The organism is Stenotrophomonas sp. NPDC077659 (assembly GCF_050268705.1).
Classification (GTDB): Bacteria; Pseudomonadota; Gammaproteobacteria; order Xanthomonadales; family Xanthomonadaceae; genus Stenotrophomonas.
This window is the reverse complement of record NZ_JBNNHG010000011.1, coordinates 25,184-50,823: the sequence shown is the minus strand read 5'-3', so window position 1 is coordinate 50,823 and position 25,640 is coordinate 25,184. Positions and strand designations below refer to the sequence as shown.

At 67.4% G+C, this 25,640-nt stretch carries 24 protein-coding genes and 2 pseudogenes; 17 read left to right on the top strand and 9 right to left on the bottom strand.

Annotated elements, in window-relative coordinates:
• Positions 1–56 precede the first annotated feature (56 nt).
• The 4 genes and pseudogenes from ACQKDV_RS03315 to ACQKDV_RS03300 all read left to right on the top strand — a co-directional run.
• A pseudogene (locus tag ACQKDV_RS03315) lies at positions 57–713 on the top strand (amidohydrolase family protein); the annotation flags it as partial.
• A gap of 25 nt (positions 714–738) precedes the next feature.
• Positions 739–1,455 carry a bifunctional 2-polyprenyl-6-hydroxyphenol methylase/3-demethylubiquinol 3-O-methyltransferase UbiG gene (gene ubiG, locus ACQKDV_RS03310; protein WP_427782363.1) on the top strand — a complete coding sequence of 239 codons (717 nt, stop codon included), beginning with the start codon at positions 739–741 and terminating at the stop codon, positions 1,453–1,455.
• Complete coding sequence (locus ACQKDV_RS03305; RefSeq protein WP_427782362.1) at positions 1,452–2,147, top strand: phosphoglycolate phosphatase; 696 nt, start codon at positions 1,452–1,454, stop codon at positions 2,145–2,147. Before ubiG ends, ACQKDV_RS03305 begins: the two co-directional genes overlap by 4 nt.
• A gap of 11 nt (positions 2,148–2,158) precedes the next feature.
• The gene (locus tag ACQKDV_RS03300; protein WP_427782361.1) at positions 2,159–2,863 is read left to right on the top strand and encodes a squalene/phytoene synthase family protein; all 705 of its coding nucleotides are present in this window, start codon (positions 2,159–2,161) and stop codon (positions 2,861–2,863) included.
• Positions 2,864–2,890: 27 nt separating this feature from the next.
• Here the strand turns inward: ACQKDV_RS03300 and ACQKDV_RS03295 are convergent, their stop codons facing one another.
• From ACQKDV_RS03295 to yidD, 4 genes are all read right to left on the bottom strand, one after another.
• Positions 2,891–3,868, bottom strand: coding sequence for a hypothetical protein (locus tag ACQKDV_RS03295; RefSeq protein WP_427782360.1), 978 nt, complete (start codon positions 3,866–3,868; stop codon positions 2,891–2,893).
• Positions 3,869–4,222: 354 nt separating this feature from the next.
• Positions 4,223–5,065 carry a M23 family metallopeptidase gene (locus ACQKDV_RS03290; protein WP_427782359.1) on the bottom strand — a complete coding sequence of 281 codons (843 nt, stop codon included), beginning with the start codon at positions 5,063–5,065 and terminating at the stop codon, positions 4,223–4,225.
• Positions 5,065–6,411, bottom strand: coding sequence for a dihydroorotase (locus ACQKDV_RS03285; RefSeq protein WP_427782358.1), 1,347 nt, complete (start codon positions 6,409–6,411; stop codon positions 5,065–5,067). The genes ACQKDV_RS03290 and ACQKDV_RS03285 overlap by 1 nt, the downstream gene beginning before the upstream one ends.
• 1 nt (position 6,412) lies before the next feature.
• Positions 6,413–6,673: a membrane protein insertion efficiency factor YidD gene (gene yidD, locus ACQKDV_RS03280; RefSeq protein ID WP_427782357.1), complete on the bottom strand. Its 261-nt coding sequence runs from the start codon at positions 6,671–6,673 to the stop codon at positions 6,413–6,415.
• A 271-nt stretch (positions 6,674–6,944) separates the two neighbouring features.
• On the opposite strand from yidD, the gene dksA reads away from it, so the two are divergent.
• Positions 6,945–8,186 carry an RNA polymerase-binding protein DksA gene (dksA, locus tag ACQKDV_RS03275; RefSeq protein WP_427782356.1) on the top strand — a complete coding sequence of 414 codons (1,242 nt, stop codon included), beginning with the start codon at positions 6,945–6,947 and terminating at the stop codon, positions 8,184–8,186.
• Positions 8,187–8,801: 615 nt separating this feature from the next.
• Here dksA and ACQKDV_RS03270 read toward each other — a convergent pair.
• Genes ACQKDV_RS03270 through cysS form a run of 3 tightly spaced genes read right to left on the bottom strand, consistent with a single transcriptional unit; the run spans position 8,802 to position 11,924 of the window.
• Entirely contained in the window at positions 8,802–10,043 is a 1,242-nt protein-coding gene (locus ACQKDV_RS03270) for an MFS transporter (protein WP_427782355.1), read from the bottom strand.
• Positions 10,040–10,492 (bottom strand): SufE family protein, encoded by a 453-nt coding sequence (locus ACQKDV_RS03265; protein ID WP_324805168.1) that lies wholly within the window; start codon positions 10,490–10,492, stop codon positions 10,040–10,042. Before ACQKDV_RS03265 ends, ACQKDV_RS03270 begins: the two co-directional genes overlap by 4 nt.
• 55 nt (positions 10,493–10,547) lie before the next feature.
• A complete protein-coding gene (cysS, locus tag ACQKDV_RS03260) occupies positions 10,548–11,924 on the bottom strand; it encodes a cysteine--tRNA ligase (protein WP_427782354.1) in 1,377 nt (458 codons plus the stop codon).
• A 188-nt stretch (positions 11,925–12,112) separates the two neighbouring features.
• On the opposite strand from cysS, the gene ACQKDV_RS03255 reads away from it, so the two are divergent.
• From ACQKDV_RS03255 to ACQKDV_RS03200, 12 genes and pseudogenes are all read left to right on the top strand, one after another.
• Positions 12,113–12,676 (top strand): hypothetical protein, encoded by a 564-nt coding sequence (locus ACQKDV_RS03255; RefSeq protein WP_427782353.1) that lies wholly within the window; start codon positions 12,113–12,115, stop codon positions 12,674–12,676.
• A gap of 313 nt (positions 12,677–12,989) precedes the next feature.
• Positions 12,990–13,999, top strand: a pseudogene (locus tag ACQKDV_RS03250) (N-acetylornithine carbamoyltransferase).
• A gap of 120 nt (positions 14,000–14,119) precedes the next feature.
• Positions 14,120–15,313: an argininosuccinate synthase gene (locus ACQKDV_RS03245; protein WP_134972046.1), complete on the top strand. Its 1,194-nt coding sequence runs from the start codon at positions 14,120–14,122 to the stop codon at positions 15,311–15,313.
• Positions 15,314–15,368: 55 nt separating this feature from the next.
• Positions 15,369–15,809: a GNAT family N-acetyltransferase gene (locus tag ACQKDV_RS03240; RefSeq protein ID WP_427782352.1), complete on the top strand. Its 441-nt coding sequence runs from the start codon at positions 15,369–15,371 to the stop codon at positions 15,807–15,809.
• Positions 15,810–15,825: 16 nt separating this feature from the next.
• Complete coding sequence (locus ACQKDV_RS03235) at positions 15,826–16,923, top strand: acetylornithine deacetylase (protein WP_427782351.1); 1,098 nt, start codon at positions 15,826–15,828, stop codon at positions 16,921–16,923.
• 25 nt (positions 16,924–16,948) lie between these two features.
• Positions 16,949–18,277, top strand: a complete 1,329-nt coding sequence (locus ACQKDV_RS03230; protein ID WP_427782350.1) for an acetylglutamate kinase — start codon at positions 16,949–16,951, stop codon at positions 18,275–18,277.
• A gap of 3 nt (positions 18,278–18,280) precedes the next feature.
• A complete protein-coding gene (locus tag ACQKDV_RS03225; protein ID WP_427782349.1) occupies positions 18,281–18,883 on the top strand; it encodes a GNAT family N-acetyltransferase in 603 nt (200 codons plus the stop codon).
• Positions 18,880–19,833: an N-acetyl-gamma-glutamyl-phosphate reductase gene (argC, locus tag ACQKDV_RS03220; RefSeq protein WP_427782348.1), complete on the top strand. Its 954-nt coding sequence runs from the start codon at positions 18,880–18,882 to the stop codon at positions 19,831–19,833. The genes ACQKDV_RS03225 and argC overlap by 4 nt, the downstream gene beginning before the upstream one ends.
• A 28-nt stretch (positions 19,834–19,861) precedes the next feature.
• Positions 19,862–21,157 carry an argininosuccinate lyase gene (gene argH, locus ACQKDV_RS03215; RefSeq protein ID WP_427782347.1) on the top strand — a complete coding sequence of 432 codons (1,296 nt, stop codon included), beginning with the start codon at positions 19,862–19,864 and terminating at the stop codon, positions 21,155–21,157.
• A complete protein-coding gene (locus ACQKDV_RS03210) occupies positions 21,157–21,420 on the top strand; it encodes a YciI family protein (RefSeq protein ID WP_427782346.1) in 264 nt (87 codons plus the stop codon). Before argH ends, ACQKDV_RS03210 begins: the two co-directional genes overlap by 1 nt.
• A 10-nt stretch (positions 21,421–21,430) precedes the next feature.
• A complete protein-coding gene (proB, locus tag ACQKDV_RS03205) occupies positions 21,431–22,588 on the top strand; it encodes a glutamate 5-kinase (RefSeq protein ID WP_427782345.1) in 1,158 nt (385 codons plus the stop codon).
• Positions 22,585–23,853, top strand: a complete 1,269-nt coding sequence (locus ACQKDV_RS03200; protein WP_427782343.1) for a glutamate-5-semialdehyde dehydrogenase — start codon at positions 22,585–22,587, stop codon at positions 23,851–23,853. Before proB ends, ACQKDV_RS03200 begins: the two co-directional genes overlap by 4 nt.
• 45 nt (positions 23,854–23,898) lie before the next feature.
• Here the strand turns inward: ACQKDV_RS03200 and pgaD are convergent, their stop codons facing one another.
• Both pgaD and pgaC read right to left on the bottom strand, forming a co-directional pair.
• Positions 23,899–24,390 (bottom strand): poly-beta-1,6-N-acetyl-D-glucosamine biosynthesis protein PgaD, encoded by a 492-nt coding sequence (pgaD, locus tag ACQKDV_RS03195; protein ID WP_427782342.1) that lies wholly within the window; start codon positions 24,388–24,390, stop codon positions 23,899–23,901.
• Positions 24,387–25,640, bottom strand: coding sequence for a poly-beta-1,6-N-acetyl-D-glucosamine synthase (gene pgaC / locus ACQKDV_RS03190; protein WP_427782341.1), 1,254 nt, complete (start codon positions 25,638–25,640; stop codon positions 24,387–24,389). Before pgaC ends, pgaD begins: the two co-directional genes overlap by 4 nt.

Sequence of the window (25,640 nt, the reverse complement as noted above, 5' to 3'; positions counted from 1 at the left end):
CACCTCGCAGCCGCTGGCCACCCAGGTCGCGCTGGACGTGATGAAGGCAGGCGGCCGCGCAGGAAATCACCGATTCGATCAAGCTGCACGGCCAGCGCCCGCTGGCGCGGCTGGATCGCCTCGGCCTGGTCAACGACCGCCTGATCGCGGTGCACATGACCCAGCTGACCGATGCGGAAATCCACCTGTGCGCCGAGCGTGGCGTCAGCGTGGTGCACTGCCCGGAATCGAATCTGAAGCTGGCCTCCGGTTTCTGCCCGGCCTGCGCCCTGCAGCGTGCCGGGGTGAACCTGGCCATCGGCACCGATGGCTGCGCCAGCAACAACGATCTGGACATGTTCAGCGAGAACCGCACCGCGGCGATCCTGGCCAAGGCGGTGGCCGACGACGCCACCGCGCTGGATGCAGCCACCACGCTGCGTGCCTCAACCCTGGGCGGCGCCCGCGCGCTGGGCTTCGGTGACCGCATCGGTTCTATCGAAGTCGGCAAGCAGGCCGACCTGGTCTGCGTTGATCTGTCGGCGCTGGAAACCCAGCCGCTGCACAACGTGCTGTCGCAGCTGGTGTATGCCAGCGGTCGCCAGCAGGTCAGCGATGTCTGGATTGCCGGCAAGCCGAAGCTGGTCCAGCGCGAGCTGGTCGGCATGGACCTGCCGGGCATCATCGCCAACGCGCGCCAGTGGCGCGAGCGCATCCGTCACATCCGCGCCTGACCCTCCGCGCTGCAAGGACACCACCATGACTGCCCCCCACGCTTCCTCCAATTTCGATCAGGCCGAACTGGACAAGTTCGCCGCGCTGGCCAACCGCTGGTGGGACGCTGACGGCCCGCAGAAGCCGCTGCATGCCCTCAACCCGGTGCGCCTGAAGTACGTGGCCGACCGCGTGCTGCTGCGCGGTGCGCGCGTGCTCGACATCGGCTGCGGTGGCGGCCTGCTGAGCGAAGCCCTGGCCCAGGCCGGCGCCGACGTCACCGCGATTGATCTTGCCCCGGAACTGGTCAAGGTCGCGCGCCTGCATGCGCTGGAAAGCGGCGCCAAGGTCGACTACCGCGTGCAGGCCGCCGAGGATCTGGCCGCCGAACAGCCGGGCAGCTTCGATGTGGTCACCTGCATGGAAATGCTCGAGCACGTGCCCGATCCGGGCGCGATCATCGAGGCCTGCAAGCGCCTGCTGAAGCCCGGAGGCCATCTGTTCCTGTCGACCATCAACCGCACCGCCGCGGCGTTCGCGGTGGCGATTGTCGGCGCCGAATACGTGGCCCGGCTGCTGCCCAAGGGCACCCACCACTACCAGGAATTCATCAAGCCGGCCGAGCTGGCGCGCTGGCTGCGCGAGGCCGGCGTGCAGCTGGTGGACGTGAGCGGCATGGCTTACGAGCCCTGGCGCAACTACGCCCGCCTGAGCAGCCGTACCGACATCAACTACCTGGCCTACGCGGTCAAGCCGGCATGACCACGGCCTGCTTTCCGCGGGCCGTGCTGTTCGACCTGGACGGTACCCTGCTGGACAGTGCGCCGGATTTCGTCGCCACCTGCAATGGCATGCTGGCCGAGCGCGGCCGCGCACCTATCGACCCGGCGCAGCTGCGCCCGGTGGTGTCCAAAGGCTCGCGTGCGATGTTGACGTGCGCCTTCCCGGATCTGGACGCTGCCGCGCGCGACGCGCTGATTCCCGAATTCCTGCAGCGCTATGAAGCGCTGATCGGCCAGCACGCGGTGCTGTTCGACGGCGTGGCCGGGATGCTCTGCGCGCTGGACGCCGCCGGCACCGTGTGGGGCATCGTCACCAACAAGCCGGAGTACCTGGCGCGCCTGATCCTGCCGCAGCAGGGCTGGCAGCAGCGCTGCGCGGTGCTGGTGGGCGGTGACACCCTGGCCGAGCGCAAGCCGCATCCGCTGCCGTTGCTGCACGCCGCGCAGGCCATTGGCGTGGCCGCCGAAGACTGCGTGTATGTGGGTGACGACGAGCGCGACATCATCGCCGCACGTGCTGCCGCCATGCCGTCGGTGGCGGCGCTATGGGGCTACCGCCTGCACAGCGATGATCCGCTGGCCTGGCAGGCCGACGTGCTGGTGGAAAACGCCGAACTTCTGCAACTGGCCAGCCTCTGGCCGACCCGGCCGGCAGCCCCGGCCCAGCCGTAAGGAATGACGCAGTGAGCAGTACCGCGCTGGATAGTTTCCTCGACAAGTGGCGCCGCCGCTGGCCGGAATGGTCGGTGGCCGCCCCGTTCGTGGCCGAATCGCAACGCGAGCTTGCCGTGGCGTGGTTCGCGCTGCTGCAGGAATTCGACGACATGCTCAACACCAGCGGCGACCCGCTGCCGGCCGACGCCAAGCTGGCGTGGTGGGGCGAGGAACTGCGCAGCTGGGCCGGGCAGCGTTCGCGCCATCCGCTGGGCCGCCTGCTGGAACCGATGCGTGCGCCGTGGGCGCAGCTGGCCGAAACCCTGCCGGACCTGATCGAGGCACGCACAGTGGCACCGGATGCCGCCAGCGCCGAGCGCGCGCTGGCCAACTACGCCGAGGCGGTGGCGGCGGTGGAAGCGGTGCTGTTCAACGACGCGCCGCGCAAGGGCGGGGGCCGGGCGGTGCAGCTGCAGACGCTGGCCCAGCGCCTGCAGGATGCTGGCGTGGCCGGTGTGCCGCGCAGCCTGCTGGACGAGGATGCCAGCAGCGCCACGCAGCGCTGGGCGCAGCACCTGCTGAAGGGCTGGGCAACCCGCGTGCCCGGCCCGCGCGCGCGTCGCGTCTGGTCCAGCCTTGCCCGTGCCCGCGTGGCCGCGCAGGCCGCGGGCAAACCGATTGAAGCGACGCCGGTGCGGACCCTGCTGCGCGCGTGGTGGGCCGCGCGCGGCTGAGCCTGCCGGCCAGGGTATCGGCGGCTGTCAGCTGCCGATTTTCCACTGTTTCTCGATGAAGCGGGATCGCCAGCCGTTCCGGTGATCCTTCACGGCAGCCTTGAGTTCTGCGGTTCCCGCTCGGTCGAAGGTCTTCTCATGGTTGCCGATGTTCACGGAAGGATCGGTGGGGCGTACAAGGTCGCCGCGCAGGTTCATCAGCTGCATTCCCTGGGCATCCCATGCGTCCATCGTGTCCGCGTACCGGGTAATGTACTCCGAAGGCGCGCATACCAGTTCCGCCCAGGGATCCACGATCAAGACGTTCTGCCACGCGGATTCGTCGAACGTCAGCGTTGCCGGCAGCTGTTCGAGCGTGACGTGGTCCGGGGCGACAAGCGCTGCGACGTGATCGAACACTGTCTGCTCACCGCGCCTGTCTCCGAGGTACAGCAGTCCACTGTCCACTCCCTGCTGAAGTGCGCGCACGACGACCGATTTTGCCAGTTCATCGCAGTTTCCGGCAGGGATCGCTTCCGAGAGATACACCCACATCGAAGGTCCCTGTTCGCGGGCCTGCGCCTGCATGTTGGCAAGCTGCTGCAGGGCATCGTAACGGCGTGCCTCATCCGCTGTTCCAGCGGACTTGTTTCCTGATTTCTTGCCGGCCTCGTAGGCCAGGACGACTTCAGCGTAGAGTGCGCGTGCCGTGTGCAACAGCTCCGCTGCGGGCGATGCGGGCGCGGCGTCGTGAAGGAGGGGCTCGGCGTTGCATGCAGGACCGGTGCGTGGGGCCGATGTGGCCGCCAGACCGGTGCGGTTGTTGATCCTGGTCATCGTGTCCTGCCTGCCGAACCCTGGCGTGCCATGCCGCTGGGAGAGCACAGAAGGGAGGGGGCGAGGCAGGTCCGGTAGGGATCGATTGGTCACCTGGGCAGGTGCCTTGTTCGCCGTGAGGGCTTTCGGAGCGCGGGTGAGGAGCGCCGTTGCAGCACGCATCGCCGCGGGGTTCAAAACACCAATCATGTCGGGGGTCCATGGATGAGAGGGGCATGCGTTCCGCCTCGCCTCTACGCCTGCGAAGGGCGTCCGGCACCGGGCCGACAAGGGGGGCGTCGGTCGCGGGCACATGCCGGATGCAACGGCCGCGCGTATTCCGGGCACGGCAGGGCGGCTGCGCGGCGGGGAACCGGGCTGTACGGGGCCGCAGAGGGAGGGCGCCGCCACGGCGAGGCCGCCTTGGCGTTCAACGCGGGAGGCAGTGTCCCGCTGGAAGGGCTGGAGGCGCCTCCAGGAATCGCTCACCTGTGCGGCGCGGCGTGATCGTGTTCAGCCGGCCGAAGGAAGGAGGGGTCTTTGCAGCCGCTGCCGCCGGGCGATCTACCGTTCCAGCACCAGCAACGGGTCGATGCGGGTATCGAACCAGTTCATGCCCCAGTGCAGGTGGGGGCCGGTGGCGCGGCCGGTCGCGCCGACGGCGGCGATGACCTGGCCCTGGGTGACCCGGTCACCCACCTTCACGTCGATGCGCGACAGGTGCAGGAAATTCGAGCTGACGCCGTAACCGTGGTCGATCAGCAGCGTGCCGCCGGTCAGGTACAGGTCCGGGCCGACGAAAGTCACCACACCGGCGGCGGGCGCTTTCACCGGGGTGCCGGTGGGCACAGCGATGTCCATGCCGGAATGACCGGCGCCGGGCTGGCCGTTGTACACGCGTGCATTGCCGAAGCGGCCGCTGATGCGGCCCTGCACCGGCCAGATGAAGGTCTGGGTGAAATCAGTGCGGTCGTCATCGCGGGCACGCGCGGCGGTCACCTGCGCCTGTTCGCGCTTGATCCGCTCGGCAATCGCCGGCGGTGGATTGACCGTCTTCGGCGGCACGCCATTGACGCGCTCGGTCGGCCAATCGCGCGGGGTCACGCGGATGGTGGCCGTTTCGCTGCCGCCCTCGGGTCGCTGCACCTGTACCTGCAGCGGGCCCTTTTCGTCGCGGCCGATGCCGAACACCACGCTGCCGTAGCTGCTCACCCGCAGCTGGCGGCCGGCGTACTGCACGCGGCTGCCGGCAGGCACCTTGCCGATCACCAACGCGCCCTGCGAGGCGCTGGCTGGAAACACCACGCGGCTGTCGACCAGGCTGCCGATGGCATCCTGCGCGTGAGCCGACGGTGTACAGAGCAGGGGCGCCACCAGCAGCGCCCCGGTCAGGAGAGCCGCGCGCATCAGCGGTCGTAGGTCATGCGCTGGCCGGCGGGTTCGCCCACCAGCTTGCTGCCATCCCACACCCGCTGCCCGTTGACCCAGGTGGAGGCCACACGCGAGCGGAACGTGGTGCCTTCGAACGGCGACCAGCCGCACTTGGACAGCACGTCCTCGCGCTTGACGGTGAACGGCACGTCTTCCACCAGCACCAGGTCGGCGAAGTAACCTTCGCGCAGGAAGCCGCGTTCTTCCACGTCGAACAGCTGTGCCGGGGCATGGGCGAACTTCTGCACGACCTGCTCGCGGGTCAGCTTTCCTTCGTGCACGCGTTCCAGCGCGGCCACCAGTGCGTACTGCACCAGCGGCAGGCCGGACGGCGCCTGAGCGTAGGGCTTCTGCTTCTCTTCCCAGGTGTGCGGGGCGTGGTCGGTAGCCAGCACGTCCAGCACGTCATCGGCCAGCGCGGCGGTGATCGCTTCGCGGTCGGAGACTTCCTTGATCGCCGGGTTGCACTTGATCAGGTTGCCCTTGGTCGCATAATCCGGGCGCGCGAAGTGCAGGAAGTGCACGCAGGTTTCAGCGGTGATCTGCTTGCGGCTGCCATCGGCGCGGATCAGCGGGCCCTTCTCGAACAGCGCCAGTTCATCGGCGGTGGAGATGTGCAGCACGTGCAGGCGGGTGCCGTGCCTGCGTGCCAGCGACATCGCAAGGCGGGTGGACTTGATGCAGGCCTCGCGCGAGCGGATGTCCGGGTGCATGTCCGGGGTCAGCGCGTCGCCATACTTTTCCTGGAATGCCTTGAGGTTGGCATCGATCATCGGCGTGTCTTCGCAGTGCGTGATGATCGGCGTCGGGCATTCGCGGAAGATGGCGTCCAGCGTCTCCGGGTTGTCCACCAGCATGTTGCCGGTGGAGGCGCCCATGAACACCTTCACACCCGGTGCCTTCCTGGGGTCCAGCGCACGGATCGCTTCCAGATTGTCATTGCTGGCGCCGTGGTAGAAGCCGTAGTTGGCCCAGGCGCGGCCCTTGGCCAGTTCGTACTTGGCTTCCAGGATGGTTGAATCCAGGGTCGGTGGGTTGGTGTTGGGCATGTCCATGAAACTGGTCAGGCCACCGGCCACTGCGGCCGCCGATTCACTGGCGATGTCGCCTTTGTGGGTCAGGCCCGGTTCGCGGAAGTGCACCTGGTCATCGATCATGCCGGGCAGCAGCCAGCGCCCGGCCGCGTCCACGACCTCTTCGCCGTCGCGCGGGGCCAGGCCACTGCCGATCTGCGCGATGCGGCCGTTCTCGATGCGCAGGTCGCCGTCGAAGGTGCGGCCTTCGTTGACCAGGCGGGCATTGGTGATGAGGGTGGAGGACATGTCAGTGTTTTCCTGTGCAACGGCAAGAGCAAGCGGGGGCGTTGGGGGAATCGGGCACCGGATCGAAGCCGCCGGGATGGAACGGGTGGCAGCGGCCGAGGCGGCGGGTGGCCAGCCAGCTGCCACGCAGCGGACCATGCAGCGAGATGGCCTCCATCGCGTATTCAGAACAGCTCGGCACGAAACGGCAGCGCGGCCCCAGCAGGGGGCTGATGAAGCGCTTGTAGAAGCGCAGCAGGGCGATGAGCAGGCGCGAGATCACCCAGTCATCTTATGCCAGTTGGCATGAAGGCCGCATTTGTGCAGGATGGGCTGTTGGTCGCATGTCGCCCATGGCCTGCGACCGGTACCGGCACCGTGGGGTGCCGGCCAGGTTCCGCACCGCGCAAGGCGGTCCATGTTCGTCGGACCGCCGCTTTGGACCGCAGGCTCCAGGACTGAATGGAGCAGGGCCCCGAGGTTGCTGCTGCCGGTCGGGTAGGCTATAAAGGCCCGCTTTCCCGGGCCCCGGGGAATCCAAGGAAGAGCGTTTCGTGGCTGCTAAAAAAACTGCAAAGAAGGCCGTCGAGGCCGCCAAGAAAACCGCCAAGCCTGTTGTGAAGAAGTTGGCGGCCAAGCCTGTTGCCAAGAAGCCGGCCGGCAAGGCGGCCACCAAGGCAGCATCCTCACAACCGGCGGCCAGGAAGGCCACCGCAACCAGATCGCCGGCCAAGGCCAGCAAGCCAGCGGCGAAGAAGGCCGCTGCGGCGGCCAAGGCCAAGCCAGCGGCAGCCAGCAAGAAGGCGCCGGTGGTGAACAAGGCTGCCAGCAAGGCGGCACCGGCCAAGAAGCCTGTTGCCAAGCCGGCGCCGAAGAAGGCCGCGGCCAAGCCTGCGCCGAAGCCGGTGGTCAAAAAGGCAGCACCCAAGCCGGTCGCCAAGCCGGCGGCGAAGAAGGGGGCTGCCGCTGAACCTGCCGTCACGCCTGCCGCTGTAAAGAAAGCCACCAAGAATGTCGCCAAGCCGGCTGCCAAGCCGGCCCCGGCCCCGGTAGTGAAAACCGCACCGAAGCCCGCCGCCAAGGCAGCTCCGGCCAAGTCTGTCCCGGCCAAGACCGCGGCAGTGGCAGCAGCCCAACCGGCCCCCAGGCCGGCCCCGGCCGCCACCCCTGCAGCATCGACCGCCCCGCAATCCAAGAATCCCGTGCCCGTTTCGAAATCGCCTGCCAAGACCGCCGTGAAATCTGCTGTGAAAACAGATCCCGCTCCGAAGACCGTCTCGCGCCCTGTGGGCAAGGTCGCCGTGGCTGTGACCGCCCGTTCGGCGGCGCCGGCCCCGCGCAGCAAGTACAAGGTCGTCGAATACAAGACCGACGAGGCCACCGGCCGCCCGATCCTGCCGGCCGGCTACAAGCCCGGCTCGGAAGAGGAGTACATGAGCCCGCTGCAGCAGGAGTACTTCCGCCAGCGCCTGCAGAACTGGCGCGCTGACCTGGTGGAAGAATCCAAGCAGACCATCGAAAACCTGCGTGAGGAAGTGCGTGACATCGGCGACGAAGCCGAGCGCGCGACCCGCGAAACCGAGAACTCGCTGGAACTGCGTACCCGCGACCGTTACCGCAAGCTGATCGGCAAGATCGACAGCACCCTCAAGCGCCTGGAAGCCGGTGACTACGGTTACTGCGTCGACACGGGTGAGGAAATCGGCCTGGAGCGCCTTGAAGCGCGCCTGACCGCCGAGCGCACCATCGACGCCCAGGAGCGTTGGGAGCACCTGCAGAAGCAGCAGGGCGACTGATTCCTGATCGTTGTCTGGTCATGCGAAAAACCCGGCTTCGGCCGGGTTTTTTTGTTGGGTTCGGGTTGGCTGCGAAGAGCAGCGCCTTCCGGTTATCGGGATGAGCCCGCGGGTGGGGCCGGGCAGGACACGCTGCAAGTACATCCCTGTAAGCTCGGCCGCGGCATCCATGCCGAGGACGGTCCTGCCCGGACCCACCTGCAGGCTCTCGATGCTTTCCTGCGCGCGCGGCCGCTGTAGAGCCGAGCCCATGCTCGGCTCGGGCCGAAGCCGGAGGGCAAGGAAGAGCAAAAGCAAAAGCAGCCAAGCATGGCTTGGCTCTACCAGGAGCGGTCGTGCGTGCGCTCGCGGCTGTTGGGTGCGCCTTGTAGCGAGCCGAGCACCGCAGGCGAATCAGGGGCGAAGAGGCGCCGCTGTTTGAGCGCAGCGAGTTCGGCGCCATCCCCTGATTCACCGAGGAGTACAGAGCACCGGCACGCAGCGCCGGCTCGCGGATGGCGGAGCGTTTCTTTGGTTACTTTCTTTTCGCGAAAAGAAAATGACAAGCCCAATCATCGAGGGAGAGCAACGGCCCCAGGCAAACGCCCGGCGCCGCCGAATCCGCTGTTCGCAGCCTCACTGCAGGTCGCGCAGATTCAATTTCCGCAGGGTCGGGTTCTTCCACGCGGTGATGCCGGCCACGCCCAGCACGGCGCACCCGCCCAGCACCACGGCCGGCACCAGGCCGAGCAGCCGGGCCATGGTGCCGGCATAGAACGCGCCCAGCTCGTTCGACGAACTGATGAAGATGCCGTTGATCGACGACACCCGCCCGCGCATTTCCTCCGGCGTGGCCAGCTGCAGGATGGTCGAGCGGATCACCACCGACACGCCGTCGAACGCCCCGTAGAACAGCAGGATCAGCGCCGACAGCCAGAAGTGCTGCGACAGCCCGAAGCCGATCACGCACAGGCCGAACCCGGCCACCGCGAACAGCAGCACGCGGCCGGCATTGCGGTGCAGCGGGTGGCGCGCCAGCCACAGGCCCACGCAGACCGAGCCCAGCGCCGGCATCGCGCGCAGGATGCCCAGGCCCTCCGGGCCGTGGTGCAGGATCTCCTGCAGAAAGGCCGGCAGCATCGCCACCACGCCGCCCAGCAATACCGAGAACATATCCAGCGCCATTGCACCGACCATGATGCGGTTGCCGACCACGAAGCGCGCGCCCTCGGCGATGCTCTTGAAGATCGGTGCGGCTGGGCCGTCGTGTACCGGCTCGCTCACCTTCAGCGTGGCCAGGCAGGCCATCGCCACCAGCGCGAACGCGGTCGCCACCGCATAGGACAGGCCCTTGCCGCCCCAGCCGACCAGGATGCCGCCCAGCGCCGGGCCGGCGACCATGCCGGCCTGGAACACCACCGCGCCGAGTCCGGCACCGCGCGCGAACTGATCGCGGGCCAGTACGCGCGCGAACAGCGCGTTGTAGATCGGCGACAGGAAGGCGCGGACCATGCCGGTCAGCGCGATGGCCGCATAGATCGGCCATACACCCTGGAACGGCAGCCAGCCGGTGGCCACGCCGGTCAGCACCACGGCGGTGGCGACCAGGCCGGCGCAGGCGACCATGCCCAGCCGACGCCGCGGCAGGTGGTCCACCAGATAGCCGGCAAACGGCGCCACGCAGAAGAACGGCAGTACCTCGGCCAGGCCGACCAGGCCCAGCGAGAACGGATTGCGGGTGACTTCGTAGATGTGCCAGCCGACGGTGACGGCCACCACCTGGTAGGACAGCATCGCGAAGATGCGGTACGCCAGCAGCTTGGCAAAGCCCGGCCGGCGTAGCAGGGCCAGCGCGCCTTCGTCCTCGGCGGCGGTCACGGCTGCTCGCGCTGCAGCTGGGCCTGCGCGGTCTCGCGGATGAAGGCCAGCATCGCTGCCACGCCGTTGCTGCGGGTGGGCGACAGGTGGCGGGCCAGGCCGATGTCCTGGATGTAGCTCGGTTCGGTGTCCAGGATCTCCTGCGCCGAACGCCCGGAGTAGACGCGCAGGGCCAGGAAGATCAGGCCGGAGACAATGGCCGAATCACTGATGGCGTGGAAGCGCAGCGACTGCGTGTTGCCCTCGGGCACGATCCATACCATCGATTGGCACCCCAGCAGGCGGTGTTCCTCGGTCTTCCACTCGTCCGGGAACGTGGGCAGCTTGCGGCCCAGGTCGATCAGGTACTGGTAACGCTCGGACCAGTCTCCGAAGAAGGCGAACTCCTCGGCGATGGCGGCCTGGGCCTCGGCGGCAGTGGGTTCAAGCGGGAACGGGGAGTCGGTCACAACGGTCTCTACAGTGGGGGCGTGGCCGGGCGCACCGGCCACGGGGCAGGGCGGGTCAGGCGCGCTTGCGCACCCAGCGAACGCCCTGCGGGGTGTCTTCCAGCACGATGCCTTCCGCAGCCAGCTGGTCGCGGATGGCATCGGAGCGGGCGAAGTCGCGGGCCTGTTTGGCGGCGGCACGTTCATCGATGAGCGCCTGGATGCGGGCATCGTCGTCGCCTTCGCTGGTGGCAGTGCCGAACCATTGCGCCGGATCGGCCTGCAGCAGGCCCAGCGCCAGGCCGGCACCAAGCAGTTCGCCCTTCAGGCGCGCGCGCTCGGCCGGGTCGGTGGCGCGGCGTGCCTCACCGGCAATGCGGGCCACTTCGGCCAGCGCCTGCGGGGTGTTCAGGTCGTCGTCCAGGGTTGCCTCGACGCTCGTGGGGATGTCTGCCGCCGCGGTCACGTCGGCCAGGTCGCGCAGGGTGCCGTACAGGCGGTCCAGCGTGCGCGCGGATTGCTCGATCAGCGCATCGGACCAGTCCAGCGGCTGCCGGTAGTGTGCCGACAGCAGCGCCAGGCGCAGCGCTTCCGGTGGATGCTGGCGCACCAGGTCGTGCACGCGCTCGATGTTGCCCAGCGACTTGCTCATTTTGGCTCCGCCGAAGTTGAGCATGCCGTTGTGCAGCCAGAAGCGGGCGAAGATCCGGCCACCATGGGCGCATTCGCTCTGCGCGATCTCGTTTTCGTGGTGCGGGAACTGCAGGTCAACGCCACCGGCATGGATGTCGATGGTTTCGCCCAGGTGCGCGGCGGCCATCGCCGAGCACTCGATGTGCCAGCCCGGGCGGCCGCGACCCCACGGCGATTCCCAGCCGGGAAGGTCGTCGCTGGAGGGCTTCCACAGCACGAAATCGCCGGCATCGCGCTTGTATGGCGCCACCTCGACGCGGGCGCCGGCCAGCATTTCTTCCGGATCGCGGCGCGAGAGCTTGCCGTAGCCGTCGAAGCTGGCCACCGCGAACAGCACGTGGCCCTCGGCGGCGTAGGCATGACCGTTGCCGATCAGCTGCTCGATCATCGTGATGATCTGCGGCATGTGCGCGGTCACCTCCGGTTCGATGTCCGGCGGCACCACGCCCAGCGCGGCCATGTCCTCGCGGTAGGCCGCGGCGAACCTGTCGGTGATGGTGCTGATCGGCACGCCCTGCTCACGCGCGGCGGTGTTGATCTTGTCGTCCACGTCGGTGATGTTGCGCGCGTAGCGCAGGGCCCCGAAGCGGCGACGCAGCAGGTCGGCCAGCACCCCGAACACCACCGGGCCACGGGCATTGCCGATGTGCACGTAGTTATAGACCGTCGGGCCGCACACATACAGGGTCGGACAGGCCGGGTCGAGCGGGGTGAACGGTTCGAGCTGGCGTGTCAGGTTGTTGTGCAGGCGCAGGGTCATGGGGCTGTGGCTGGGGGACAAGCCTGTGATTTTAGAACGTGTCGGGCCCCAATGGGGCGCCCGCCCACGGCTGCCGGGCGGGGCAGGGCGCGGGAGTGGGCTGGGCAGGAGCAGCACGGACGGGTAATGTTCAGCCCCTTGCGGTCGTCACTGCCTACACTATCGCTGTGCCCTGCCTTCCATCGCCAATGAAATCCACCGTGTTGCTGACCCTGGCCTGCCTGTCGGCGGCGCCGGTCGTGGTCCAGGCCCAGGAGGCCGAGCCGCGCAACCGGGTGGTGATCGTGGAGAACGTGAAGTTCGACTACGCCCAGGTGCTGAATGTCGAGCCGGTGTTCCAGACCCTGCGTGCGACCCGCACCGAAGAGCACTGTGAGCCTGTCTCCACCCGCACCCTGGCCCCGGTCAATGTGACCGGCGAAGAGCCGGTGGAGGACAAGGGCCGGATCGGCCGCTTCTGGGACTCGGTCCGCTCGATGTTCAAGCGCGGCGATGAGGAGGCCGCCCAGGAGGTGGCCGCCGAGAACCCGACTCCGGCCCCGGCCAACAACGGCCCCATGCTGACCCGCGACTGCAGGATCGTGCCGGTCGGGCGCGAATTCCGCCGGCCCATCGCCTACGACGTGGACTATGTGTACAAGGGCACCAAGTACCGCTCGCGGCTGCCCGAAGACCCTGGCAACCGCCTGAAGATACGGGTTTCGATCACCCCCTGGGTGGGCCAGGAACAGGCTTCCGCCGGTAGCCCCTGACCTGTCTGGTCGCTGGGTCTTGCGCCGACCCCGCACCCATGCAAAGATGATCGACCATGAAGCTCACTGACTTCCAGCACGACAGCAGCGCCGCCCGCCAGGCCACTGGCATGACGTCGCGTGCCCGTCGACCGGAACCCCACATCCTCGCTGGGTAACCGGAGCTTTCTGCTGTTCGTCCGATGAAAACCCAGCCCCCCGGCTGGGTTTTTTCGTTTCCGCGATCCAAAAGCTTCATCTGCAACTTTTTCGTTCCACCCTGTTTTCCCTTCCACCGCGCCGTACCGCCGGCGCCGCCACGCAAGGAAAGATGATGTCCCCCAAGCATTTCCTGAACACCCAGGACTGGAGCCGCAGCGATCTGGATACGCTGCTGACCCAGGCCGCGCTGTTCAAGCGCAACAAGCTCGGCGACCAGCTCAAGGGCAAGTCGATCGCGCTGGTGTTCTTCAACCCGTCCATGCGCACCCGCACCAGTTTCGAGCTGGGCGCGTTCCAGCTCGGCGCCCACGCGGTGGTGCTGCAGCCGGGCAAGGATGCGTGGCCGATCGAGTTCAACCTCGGCACGGTGATGGACGGTGATACGGAAGAGCACATCGCCGAAGTGGCCAAGGTGCTGGGCCGCTACTGCGACATCATCGCCGTGCGTGCGTTTCCCAAGTTCCAGGACTGGGCCTACGACCGCCAGGACATCGTCCTCAACAGCTTTGCCAGGTATTCGCCGGTGCCGGTCATCAACATGGAGACCATCACCCACCCGTGCCAGGAACTGGCCCACGTGATGGCCCTGCAGGAGCACTTCGGTACCCAGGACCTGCGCGGCAAGAAGTACGTGCTGACCTGGACCTACCACCCCAAGCCGCTGAACACCGCCGTGGCCAACTCGGCACTGACATCGCCACCCGCATGGGCATGGACGTGACCCTGCTGTGCCCGACCGCCGATTACATCCTCGACGAGCGCTACATGGGCTGGGCCGAGCAGAACGTGGCCGAGAGCGGTGGTTCGCTGAAGATCAGCCATGATGTCGACAGCGCCTACGCCGGCGCCGACGTGGTCTATGCCAAGAGCTGGGGCGCGCTGCCGTTCTTCGGCAACTGGGAACCGGAAAAGCCGATCCGCGACCAGTTCAAGCACTTCATCGTCGACGAACGCAAGATGGCGCTGACCAACAACGGTGTGTTCAGCCACTGCCTGCCGCTGCGCCGCAACGTCAAGGCCACCGACGCGGTGATGGATTCGCCGCAGTGCATCGCCATCAACGAAGCCGAGAACCGACTGCACGTGCAGAAGGCGATCATGGCCGCCGTTGCCGGGCGTTGAGTCAAACACGAGGGTAGAGCCGACCGTTGGTCGGCTGTTCCCGCAGCGGCGCATCCACCATTCCAGCCGACCAACGGTCGGCTCTACCGAATTCCCATCCCCCAAGTGGACCTGATCCCCATGAGCAACAAAGACGTCGTTCTCGCCTTCTCCGGCGGCCTGGATACCAGCTTCTGCGTGCCTTACCTGCAGGAGCGCGGCTACAACGTGCACACCGTGTTCGCCGATACCGGCGGCGTGGATGATGAAGAGCGCGATTTCATCGAAAAGCGTGCCGCCGAGCTGGGCGTCACCAGCCACGTCACCGTCAACGGTGGCCCGGCCATCTGGGAAGGCTTCGTCAAGCCGTTCGTGTGGGCCGGCGAAGGCTACCAGGGCCAGTACCCGCTGCTGGTCTCGGACCGTTACCTCATCGTCGATGCCGCGCTGAAGCGTGCCGCCGAACTGGGCACCCACATCATCGCCCACGGCTGCACTGGCATGGGCAACGACCAGGTCCGCTTCGACCTGGCCGTGAAGGCCCTGGGTGATTACCAGATCATCGCGCCGATCCGCGAGATCCAGAAGGAACACACCCAGACCCGCGCCTACGAGCAGAAGTACCTGGAAGAGCGCGGCTTCGGCGTGCGCGCCAAGCAGCAGGCTTACACCATCAACGAAAACCTGCTGGGCGTGACGATGTCCGGCGGCGAGATCGACCGTTGGGAAGCACCGGGCGAAGGCGCTCGCGGCTGGTGCTCGCCGCGCAGCGAGTGGCCGGAACAGGCGCTGACGGTCACCCTGAAGTTCGTGGAAGGCGAAGCCGTCGAACTGAACGGCAAGGCCCTGCCGGGCGACCAGATCCTGGCCCAGCTGAACAAGCTGTTCGCCCCGTACGGCGTCGGCCGCGGCGTTTACACCGGTGACACCGTCATCGGCCTGAAGGGCCGCATCGTGTTCGAAGCCCCGGGCCTGGTTTCGCTGCTGGCCGCGCACCGCGCGCTGGAAGATGCGGTGCTGACCAAGCAGCAGAACCGCTTCAAGCCGGACGTGGCGCGCAAGTGGGTGGAGCTGGTGTACGAAGGCTTCTACCACGACCCGTTGAAGACCGACATCGAAGCGTTCCTGAAGTCCTCGCAGGCCAAGGTGAACGGCGAAGTGGTGCTGGAAACACGTGGCGGCCGTGTTGACGCGGTGGCGGTGAAGTCGCCGCACCTGCTCAACACCAAGGGCGCCACCTACGCGCAGTCGGCCGACTGGGGCGTGGAAGAAGCCGAAGGCTTCATCAAGCTGTTCGGCATGAGCTCGACGCTGTATGCGCAGGTGAACCGCTGAGACCGCATTGCCCTGGCCCCGTGCGGGCCAAGGCACATGGCAAACGGATGAAACGATGAGCGCGTTACGTATCAGCACCGATCCGCAGGACCTGGACGTTGCCCTGATCCATCATTTCCTGTCCACCCAGGCGTATTGGAGCCCGGGCATCGGGCGCGACGTGGTGGAACGGGCGATCAGCGGTTCGTTGTGTTTTGGAGCTTACCTGGAGGCGTTCGGCCAGGTGGCGTTCGCGCGCGTCATCACCGACGGTGCCACGTTTGCCTATCTGGCCGATGTGTTCGTGTTGCCGCAGCACCGCGGCCAGGGCTACAGCAAGCAGCTGGTGCAAGCCATCATGGCGCACCCGCAGCTGCAGGGCCTGCGCCGCTTCATGCTGGCCACCAGCGATGCACATGGGCTGTACGCCGGCTTCGGCTTCAGCGCACCGGCACGACCGGAGCTGCTGATGGAAATCGTACACCTGAACCCTTACGCCCCGGCCTCGGCCGTTTGAACACCCAGTTGACCCCATGACCGACCTGCTTGCTTCCACCCTGCAGCACCTCCAGGCCCTGGTGTCTTTCGACACCCGCAACCCGCCGCGTGCGATCACCACTGGCGGCATCTTCGATTACCTGCGCGCGAACCTGCCCGGGTTCAACGTCGAAGTGATCGACCACGGCGCCGGTGCGGTCAGCCTGTACGCCGTGCGTGGTACGCCGAAGTACCTGTTCAACGTGCATCTGGACACCGTGCCGGATTCGCCGCACTGGAGTGCCGACCCGCACGTGATGCGCCGCCTGGACGACCGCGTGGTCGGCCTGGGCGTGTGTGACATCAAGGGCGCGGCCGCTGCGCTGGTGGTCGCGGCCAATGCCAGTGATGGCGACGCCGCGTTCCTGTTCTCCAGCGACGAGGAGGCCAATGACCCGCGCTGCATCGCCGCGTTCCTGGCCCGTGGCCTGCCGTACGAGGCGGTGCTGGTGGCCGAACCGACCATGAGCGAAGCCGTGCTGGCGCATCGTGGCATCAGCTCGGTGCTGATGCAGTTCGCCGGTCGTGCCGGCCATGCCTCGGGCAAGCAGGATGCGGCCGCCAGCGCGCTGCACCAGGCCATGCGCTGGGGCAACCGCGCGCTGGACCATGTGGAGTCGCTGGCCTCGACGCGCTTCGGCGGCCTCACCGGCCTGCGCTTCAACATCGGTCGCGTCGAAGGCGGCATCAAGGCCAACATGATCGCGCCTGCGGCCGAAGTGCGCTTCGGCTTCCGCCCGCTGCCGTCGATGGACATCGACGCGCTGCTGGCGACGTTTGCCGGTTTCGCCGAGCCGGAAGCAGCGGTATTCACCGAAACCTTCCGTGGCCCCAGCCTGCCGGCCGGCGACATCGCCGACGCCGAGAACCGCCGTCTGCTGGCGCGCGATGTGGCCGACGCGCTGGACCTGCCGATCGGCAACGCGGTGGATTTCTGGACCGAGGCCTCGCTGTTCTCCGCCGCCGGTTACACCACGCTGGTGTTCGGCCCGGGCGATATCGCCCAGGCCCATACCGCCGATGAGTTCGTGACCCTGGACCAGCTGCAGCGCTACACCGACGCCGTGCACCGCATCATCGCCGCCGGCGCCTGATTCTTCCCTTTTTGACGAAACCGAAATGTCTCCTGCCCTCCAGCCCCACCGCCAGACCCGCCAGACCATCGTGCGCCTGCTTTCCAGCATGGCCAGCGCGAAGGAGATCAGCCAGTACCTCAAGCGCTTTTCGCAGCTGGATGCCAAGCGCTTCGCCGTGGTCAAGGTCGGCGGCGCGGTGCTGCGCGACGATCTTGAAGCGCTGACCTCCTCGCTGTCGTTCCTGCAGGAAGTCGGCCTGACGCCCATCGTGCTGCACGGTGCCGGCCCACAGCTGGATGCCGAACTGTCGGCCGCCGGCATCGAGAAACAGACCGTCAACGGCCTGCGGGTGACCTCGCCGCAAGCACTGGCCATCGTGCGCCGGGTATTCCAGCAGTCCAACCTGCGCCTGGTCGAGGCCCTGCAGCAGAACGGCGCGCGCGCGACCTCCATCACCGGCGGCGTGTTCGAGGCTGAGTACCTGGACCTGGACACCTACGGTCTGGTGGGCGAAGTGAAGAAGGTGAATCTGGCGCCCATCGAGGCCAGCCTGCGTGCCGGTTCGATCCCGGTCATCACCAGCCTGGGCGAGACCGCCGGCGGGCAGATCCTCAACGTGAACGCTGATTTCGCCGCCAACGAACTGGTGCAGGAACTGCAGCCGTACAAGATCATCTTCCTCACCGGCACCGGCGGCCTGCTGGACGAGGCGGGCAGCGTGATCGATTCGATCAACCTGTCCACCGAGTACGATCATCTGATCGCGCAGCCGTGGATCCATGGCGGCATGAAGGTGAAGATCGAGCAGATCAAGGATCTGCTGGACCGCCTGCCGCTGGAATCGTCGGTGTCGATCACCCGCCCGGCCGACCTGGCCAAGGAACTGTTCACCCACAAGGGCTCGGGCACGCTGGTGCGCAAGGGCGAAAAGGTGCTGCGCGCCACCGGCTGGGATGAACTGGACCTGCCGCGCCTGAAGGGCCTGATCGAATCCAGCTTCGGCCGGACCCTGGTGCCGGACTATTTCGAAAAAACGAAGCTGCTGCGCGCCTACGTCAGCGAGAACTACCGCACGGCGGTCATCCTCACCGACGAAGCCGAAGGCGTGTACCTGGACAAGTTCGCCGTGCTGGACGATGCACAGGGCGAAGGCCTGGGCCGCGCGGTCTGGAACGTGATGCTGGAAGAAACGCCGCAGCTGTTCTGGCGCTCGCGCCACGGCAATCCGATCAACCACTTCTACTACGCCGAGTCCGATGGCTGCTACAAGCAGGACCAGTGGAAGGTGTTCTGGTTCGGCGCCGATGGCATCGACCGCATCAAGACCTACGTCGACCACTGCGCGGCGCGTACGCCGAGTCTGAAGGGCTGAGGCATGCGCAACGCCGGCGCCTGGACCACCGTCCCCACCCTGCGCGGCCAGCACGTGATGCTGGAACCGCTGCAGCGTGAACATGTGCCGGGGCTGGCCGCGGCGCTGCAGGGCAGTGGCCTGGACCAGCTCTGGTACACCCAGGTGCCGTCGCCGGAGCGGGCAGGGCACTATGTGCAGGCCGCGCTGGACGCGCAGGCCGAAGGCAAGGTGCTGCCGTTCGCGGTCCGCGATGCGGCCGGCGACATCGTCGGCAGCACCCGCTTCTATGCACTGGAACCTGGCGTGCCCCGGCTCAGCCTCGGCTACACCTGGTACGCCCCGCGCGTGCAGCGCACCGGGGTCAACACCGAGGCCAAGCTGTTGCTGCTGCAGCACGCCTTCGAAACCCTGGGCTGCATCAGCGTGGTGCTGGAAACCAGCTGGTTCAACCATGCCTCGCGCGCCGCCATCGCCCGCCTGGGCGCCAAGCAGGACGGCGTGCTGCGCAATTACACCCGGCATGCCGACGGCACGCCGCGCGACACCGTCATCTTTTCCATCATCGACGCGGAATGGCAGGGCGTGAAGCGCCACCTGCAGCACCGCCTGGACCATCACGCATGAACGAATCGACTTTCACCCTGGGCATCGTCGGTGCCCGCGGCCACACCGGTGCCGAGCTGATCAAGCTGGTGGCCGCGCACCCGCGCCTGCAGCTGGCCTTTGTGTCCTCGCGCGAACTGGCCGGCAAGCGCCTGGGCGATCACCACCCGGAAGTGCAGGGTGAGCTGTACTACGAAAACCTGGATGCCGACGCGGTGGCCGCCAAGGGGGTGGACGCCGTCATCCTGGCCCTGCCCAACGGTCTGGCCGCCCCGTTCGTGGCGGCCCTGCAGGCGGCAAAGCCGGACACGGTCATCGTCGACCTGTCGGCCGACTACCGCTTCGACAACCAGTGGTACTACGGCCTGCCGGAGCTGACCCGCGGCCGTTACCAGGGCCAGAAGCACATCAGCAACCCGGGCTGCTATGCCACCGCCATGCAGCTGGCCATCCACCCGCTGCTGGACCTGCTGGCCGGCCCGCCGCAGTGCTTCGGCGTGTCCGGTTACTCCGGTGCGGGTACCTCGCCCTCGGACAAGAACAACCCCGAGCTGCTGGCCGACAACCTCATGCCGTATTCGCTGACCAACCATATGCACGAGCGCGAAGTGTCCGCGCAGCTCGGCGTGCCGGTGGAGTTCATGCCGCACGTCGCCCCGCATTTCCGTGGCATCACCCTCACCGCCAACCTGTGGCTGAACCGCGCGCAGACCCGCGAGCAGATCGTCGAACGCTTCCAGCAGGCCTATGCCGGCGAGCCGTTGGTGGAGATCGTCGATGAAGCGCCGTGGGTCAGCCAGATCGCCGGCCGCCATGGCGCGCAGGTCGGTGGCTTCACCCTGGCCCCGGGCAACAAGCGGGTGGTGGTGGTGGCGACCCTGGACAACCTGCTCAAGGGTGCGGCCACCCAGGCCATGCAGAACCTCAACCTCGCGCTGGGCATCGACGAACTGACGTCGATCCCGCACTGATACCTGATATCGCATTCCCGGAGCCCCCATGGCAGACCTTCTTTGGCAGAAGCCCGGCGTCGCCGTCGACGCCCAGATCCAGACCTTCCTCGCCGGCGATGACGTGATCCTCGATCGCGAATTCTTCCTGCACGACATTGCCGCCAGCGCAGCGCACGCGCAGGGCCTGCAGCACATCGGCATCCTCAGCGCCGACGAGCTGGAGGGCCTGCTGCGCGAACTGGAGGTGCTGGCGCAGGACTTCCGCGAAGGCCGTTTCGTGCTCGATACGCAGTACGAAGATGGCCACTCGGCCATCGAGGCGCGCCTGACCGAGCGCCTGGGCGATGCCGGCCGCAAGATCCACACCGGCCGCAGCCGCAACGACCAGATCCTGGTGGCCACCCGCCTGTGGCTTAAGGAAAAGCTGCAGCGCGTGGCCCAGCTCAGTGCCGAAGTGGCCAAGGTCGCGCTGGACCGCGCGCAGGCCGAGAAGGATCTGCCGATTCCCGGCTACACCCACATCCAGCGTGCCGTGGTGTCCTCGGCGGGCATGTGGTGGGCTGGTTGGGCCGAGGCTTTCATCGACAATGCCGTGCGCGCGCGCGACACCCACGCGCTGGTCGATGCCAACCCGCTGGGCACCGCCGCCGGCTACGGCGTGAACCTGCCGCTGGACCGCGAACACACCACCGCCGCGCTGGGCTTTGCGCGCATGCAGGTTTCGCCCATCTACGCCCAGCTGTCGCGCGGCAAGTTCGAGCTGGCCGCACTGGAAGCACTCGGTGGCGCCACCCTGGACCTGCGGCGCATCGCCTGGGACCTTTCGCTGTTCACCAGCGCCGAGTTCGGTTTCGTCGCGCTGCCGGCGCAGTACACCACCGGCAGCTCGATCATGCCCAACAAGCGCAACCCGGACGTGATCGAGCTGATGCGCGCCACCCATGCCAGCGTGGCCGCGGCGCGTACCGAGATCGAACAGCTGCTGTCGCTGCCCTCGGGCTACCACCGCGATCTGCAATCGTCGAAAGGCGCCATCTTCCACGGCTTCGGTCGTGGCCTGGCCGCGCTGGAGCTGCTGCCGGCGCTGCTGGCCAACCTGGAATGGCGCGATGACAAGCTGCGCGCGGCCATCGATTCGGGCATGTATGCGACCGACGTGGCGGTGGAAGCCGCCGTCGCCGGCGTGCCGTTCCGCGAGGCCTACAAGGCCGCGGCCGCCGGTGCCGACAGTGCAGGGCAGGGCCGCACGCCAGAAGGCAGCCTGGCCGCGCGCGTATCGCCCGGTTCGGCCGCCGACCTGCGCCTGGACGAACTGCGCACGCGCTGGCAGGCGCTGTCCTGATGGCCGGCACCGTCTACCTGGTGCTGGCGATGCGTCGGCCGGACTTCAACGCCGCCGCCGTGCAGCCGCACCTGGACTTTCTCGATGCGCTGCGCGCGCAGGGCCACCTGCAGCTGACCGGTGGGTTCAGCGATGGCACCGGCGGCGCCTATGTGCTGTGCAATGTGGGCGGCCTGGCCGAAGCACAGGCCATCGTCGCCACCGATCCGCTGGTGACCATGCAGGCCTCGCACCTCACCGTGCACGAATGGAACACCCGCTGAGGCGCACCTGATGACACTGCACGCCCCCCACGTCGCCTCGCCGTTCCCCGAACAAGCGCTGCCGCCGTGGCGGCGTGCCGTGCTCAAGGTCGGCAGCAGCCTGTTGGCCGCCGATGGCGGAGGCCTGTCGCCGCGCCATGCACTGGGCCTGGCCCAGTTCGTCTCGGCCAACGTGCTGGCCGGGCGCGAGGTGGTCATCGTCTCGTCCGGCGCGGTCGCTGCGGGCCGCGCCATCCTGCCGCGTGACGATGAGCCGGGGGCCGCGATGGCGGCACGGCAGGCCTTGGCCGCGCTCGGCCAGGCGCAGCTGATCGGACTCTGGCAACGCTTTTTCGAACGCCCGGTGGCGCAGGTGCTGCTGACCCACGACGACCTGCGCAACCGTCGCCGCTACCTCAACGCGCGCGCGACACTGACCGAGCTGCTGCGCCTGGGGGCATTGCCGGTGGTCAACGAGAACGACACCGTGTCGGTGGACGAGCTCAAGCTTGGCGACAACGACAACCTGGCCGCCACCGTGGCCGCGCTGGTCGATGCCGATGCACTGTTCATCGCTACCGATATCGATGGCCTGTACAGCGCCGATCCACGCACCGTGGCCGACGCGCACCCGCTGCACGAGGTGCGTGAGCTGGATGATGCGGTGCTGGCGATGGCCGGCGGTGCCGGTTCGCGCGCCGGTACCGGTGGCATGCGCACCAAGCTGGAAGCGGCGGCGAAGGCCGGCCGGCTGGGCATCGAAACCTACCTGTTCAATGGCCGCAGCGGCGACGTCGCGCGCGCGCTGGCACAGGACCGCCTGTTCGGCACCCGCATCCACGCCGCGCGCAGCCGCGAAGCCGCACGCAAGCACTGGCTGCGGCATGCGCCCTTGGCCGACGGTGCGATCCTGGTTGATGCCGGCGCAGCACAGGCGATGCGCGAGAAGGGGGCTTCGCTGCTGCCCGGTGGCATCAGCGGCGCCGAAGGCGATTTCCGCCGGGGCGACATGGTGCAGGTCTGCTGGAACGCCCCGCACGGACGCATCTGCGTCGCGCGTGGGGTCAGCCAGTACGCTGCCGGTGACGTGCGCCGCATTGCCGGCCGCCATTCGCGCGACATCCAGGGCGTGCTCGGCTACAACTACGGTGGCACCGTCGTCCATCGTGATGATCTGGTGCTGCCATGACCGGACTGCAGGACACCCCCATGAACGAGATCGAAGCGCAGGCGCGTGCCTGCCGTGACGCGGCCCAGGTAGTCGCTGGCCTGGACACCGGTGCACGCAGCAGACTGCTGCTGGCCATGGCCCAGGCATTGGAAAGCAACGCCGGGCTGATTCTGGCTGGCAACGCCCGTGATCTGGCCGCCGCGCGCGGGAAGGGCGTCGGCAGCGCCATGCTCGACCGTCTGGCGCTGGACCCGGCGCGCCTGTTCGCGATGGCCGAGGCCGTGCGCGAGGTGGCCGCACTGCCGGACCCGGTAGGGCAGGTGACCCGCGACGACGTGCGCCCCAATGGCATCCGCGTGCAGAAGGTACGCGTGCCGCTGGGCGTGATCGCGATGATCTACGAAGCGCGCCCGAACGTCACCGCCGAAGCCGCCGCGCTGTGCCTGAAGGCCGGCAATGGCGTGATCCTGCGCGGTGGCTCGGAGGCGATCCATTCCAACACTGCCATCGCCCAGGCGTTGGCGTCCGCAATGAAGGCCAACGGCGTGCCGCCGCCTGCGGTGACGGTGCTGACCGACCTGCGCCGCGAGGCGATGCTGGAGCTGCTGCAGCTGCATGCGTTGATCGACCTGGCCATTCCGCGCGGTGGCGAAGGGCTGATCCGTTTCGTCGCCGAGCACGCACGCGTGCCGGTCATCAAGCACTACAAGGGCGTCTGCCATCTGTTCGTCGATGCCAGCGCCGACCTGGACAAGGCCGTGGCCCTGCTGGTGGATGGCAAGTGCAGCCGCCCGGCGGCCTGCAATTCGCTGGAAACGCTGCTGGTGCACCAGGACGTGGCCGGCGCCTTCCTGCCACGCGCCGCACAGGCGCTGGGCGAGCGTGGCGTGCAACTGCGCGCCGATGCGCGTGCGCAGCCGCTGCTGCCGGGCAGCAGGGAGGCGACGGACGAAGACTACGCGGCCGAGTTCCTCGACCTGGTGCTGGCGGTGCGCGTGGTCGATGACCTTGAGGCTGCCATCGCGCATATCCGTACCTATACCTCCGACCACACCGAAGTGATCGCCACCGAAGATTCCGGCAATGCTGACCGCTTCGTCAACGCACTGCGCTCGGCCGTGGTGATGGTCAATGCTTCCTCGCGCTTCTCCGATGGTGGGCAGCTGGGACTGGGCAGCGAAATCGGCATTTCCACCACGCGCCTGCATGCGTATGGCCCGATGGGCCTGGAAGCGCTGACGGTGGAGCGTTTCGTGGTGCGTGGCGAAGGGCAGACGCGGTAGGGTGTGTCTGGCAGGGCCTGCAGCCCTGCAAAAAACACCCACCCGTCACAGCAGCGGCTGCCGCGTCAGCCCCAGCGGCCGCGCGTTGTCGTCCATGTGCAGCGTCACGGCCTTCGCATACATCAGCTGCTCGGCCAGCGCATCGCTGGCACCCAGGGCATGGGCGATGTCGTGGCGGCTGGAATCCTCGCGCGGTTCACGCCGCTCCTTGCCAGCGAACCGGAAGCGGTTGTACTCGGCCCATGCGATCAACAGCAGCGCGCAGGCCACCAGGATGACCGGCAGCGCGATCACCACGAACGGGTCCACATGCTGCTTGCGCTGGTACAACTGCACGTAGGCCAGGTGTCCACCCAGAAGCCATGACACCAGGGTCACCAGCGGTGCCCACAGGTAGAAGTAGAAACCCCAGAACGCCAGGGTCACGAAGCCCCAGGCCGTGCGCTGCAGGCGCGGCTGCTGGCGCGACTTCTGGATCAACCGCGAATCGAAGCGGTTGGATGACGTTCGCTCGGTGGTGCCGCGCACAGCGTTCATCGGATCCCCCGGTCAGGGCTGACCCAGGTGGCGCGCTTTCCACGTCGCCGCAGCAACGTCTTCGGCAGCGCCACCAGGGTGGTGAACAGGCTGATCAACCAGTACGCCATCGGGTACCAGATGACCCAGAAGTAGTTGCGTCCAATGTGTGTTTCGTAACGACGATCGATGATCAGGCTGCTGGCGAACTGCAGCAGGCAGACCAGGGCCAGGATCACGCCGTGCCATTGTGGCAGCAGCGTGTCGATGTACAGAGGGGCCGGCAGTGGGACGAACTTGCCCAGGGCCCACAGCACCACGATCAGCAGCATGGTGTACGCCCACAACACGCTGAGGATGTACTCCAGCAGCACACCCCACATGCGTCGCTTGCGCCAGCTGAACAACGACGTGCCGTGCCGAAGCAGCACTTCCACGCCGCCCTGCGCCCAGCGCAGGCGCTGCCGCCACAGGCCCTTCAGGGTTTCCGGCATCAGGATGAAGCACAGCGCGTTGGGCTCGTAGCGGATGTCCCAGTGGTCCAGCTGCAGGCGCCAGCTGATGTCGATGTCCTCGGTCACCATGTCGTCGGCCCAGTAGCCGATGCGGTGCAGGGCCGTACGACGGAACGCGGCAATGACCCCGGACACGGTGAAGATGCGCCCGTACACGCGCTGGGCGCGCTTGATCATGCCGATGATCGAGGAGAACTCGGCCACCTGCAGGCGGCCCAGCAGGGTGGAGCGATTGCGGATGCGCGGGTTGCCGGTCACCGCACCCACGCGCGGGCCACTGGTGAGGTGCCAGACCATCCAGTGCATCGCGTGCTCTTCCAGCATCGCATCGCCATCGATGCACACCAGGTACTCCGAGCGCGAGGCCAGCGCACCCATGCGCAGTGCATTGGCCTTGCCCAGGTTGCGGTCCAGGTGCACCACCCTCAGGCGTGGGTGCAGGGCGGCCAATGCATCCAGACGGGCGCCGGTATCGTCGCCGCTGCCATCGTTGATGGCGATCACTTCGAAATCCGGATAGCGCTGTGCCAGCGCTGCGCCGAGGGTATCGTCCAGGTTGTCCGATTCGTTGTGGCATGGAATCAGCAGCGTGGCGAACGGGTAGCTGGCCATCGGCGGTGGATCGTTGCGCGGTCGCGACTTCCGCTCGCGGCGGAAGAAGTAGTACAGGCCACCTGACATCCAGAAGAAGGCCATCACCATCGGGTAGAAGAAGGCGAACTGGAACAGGGCGTACAGCCAGGGACTCATGTCCAT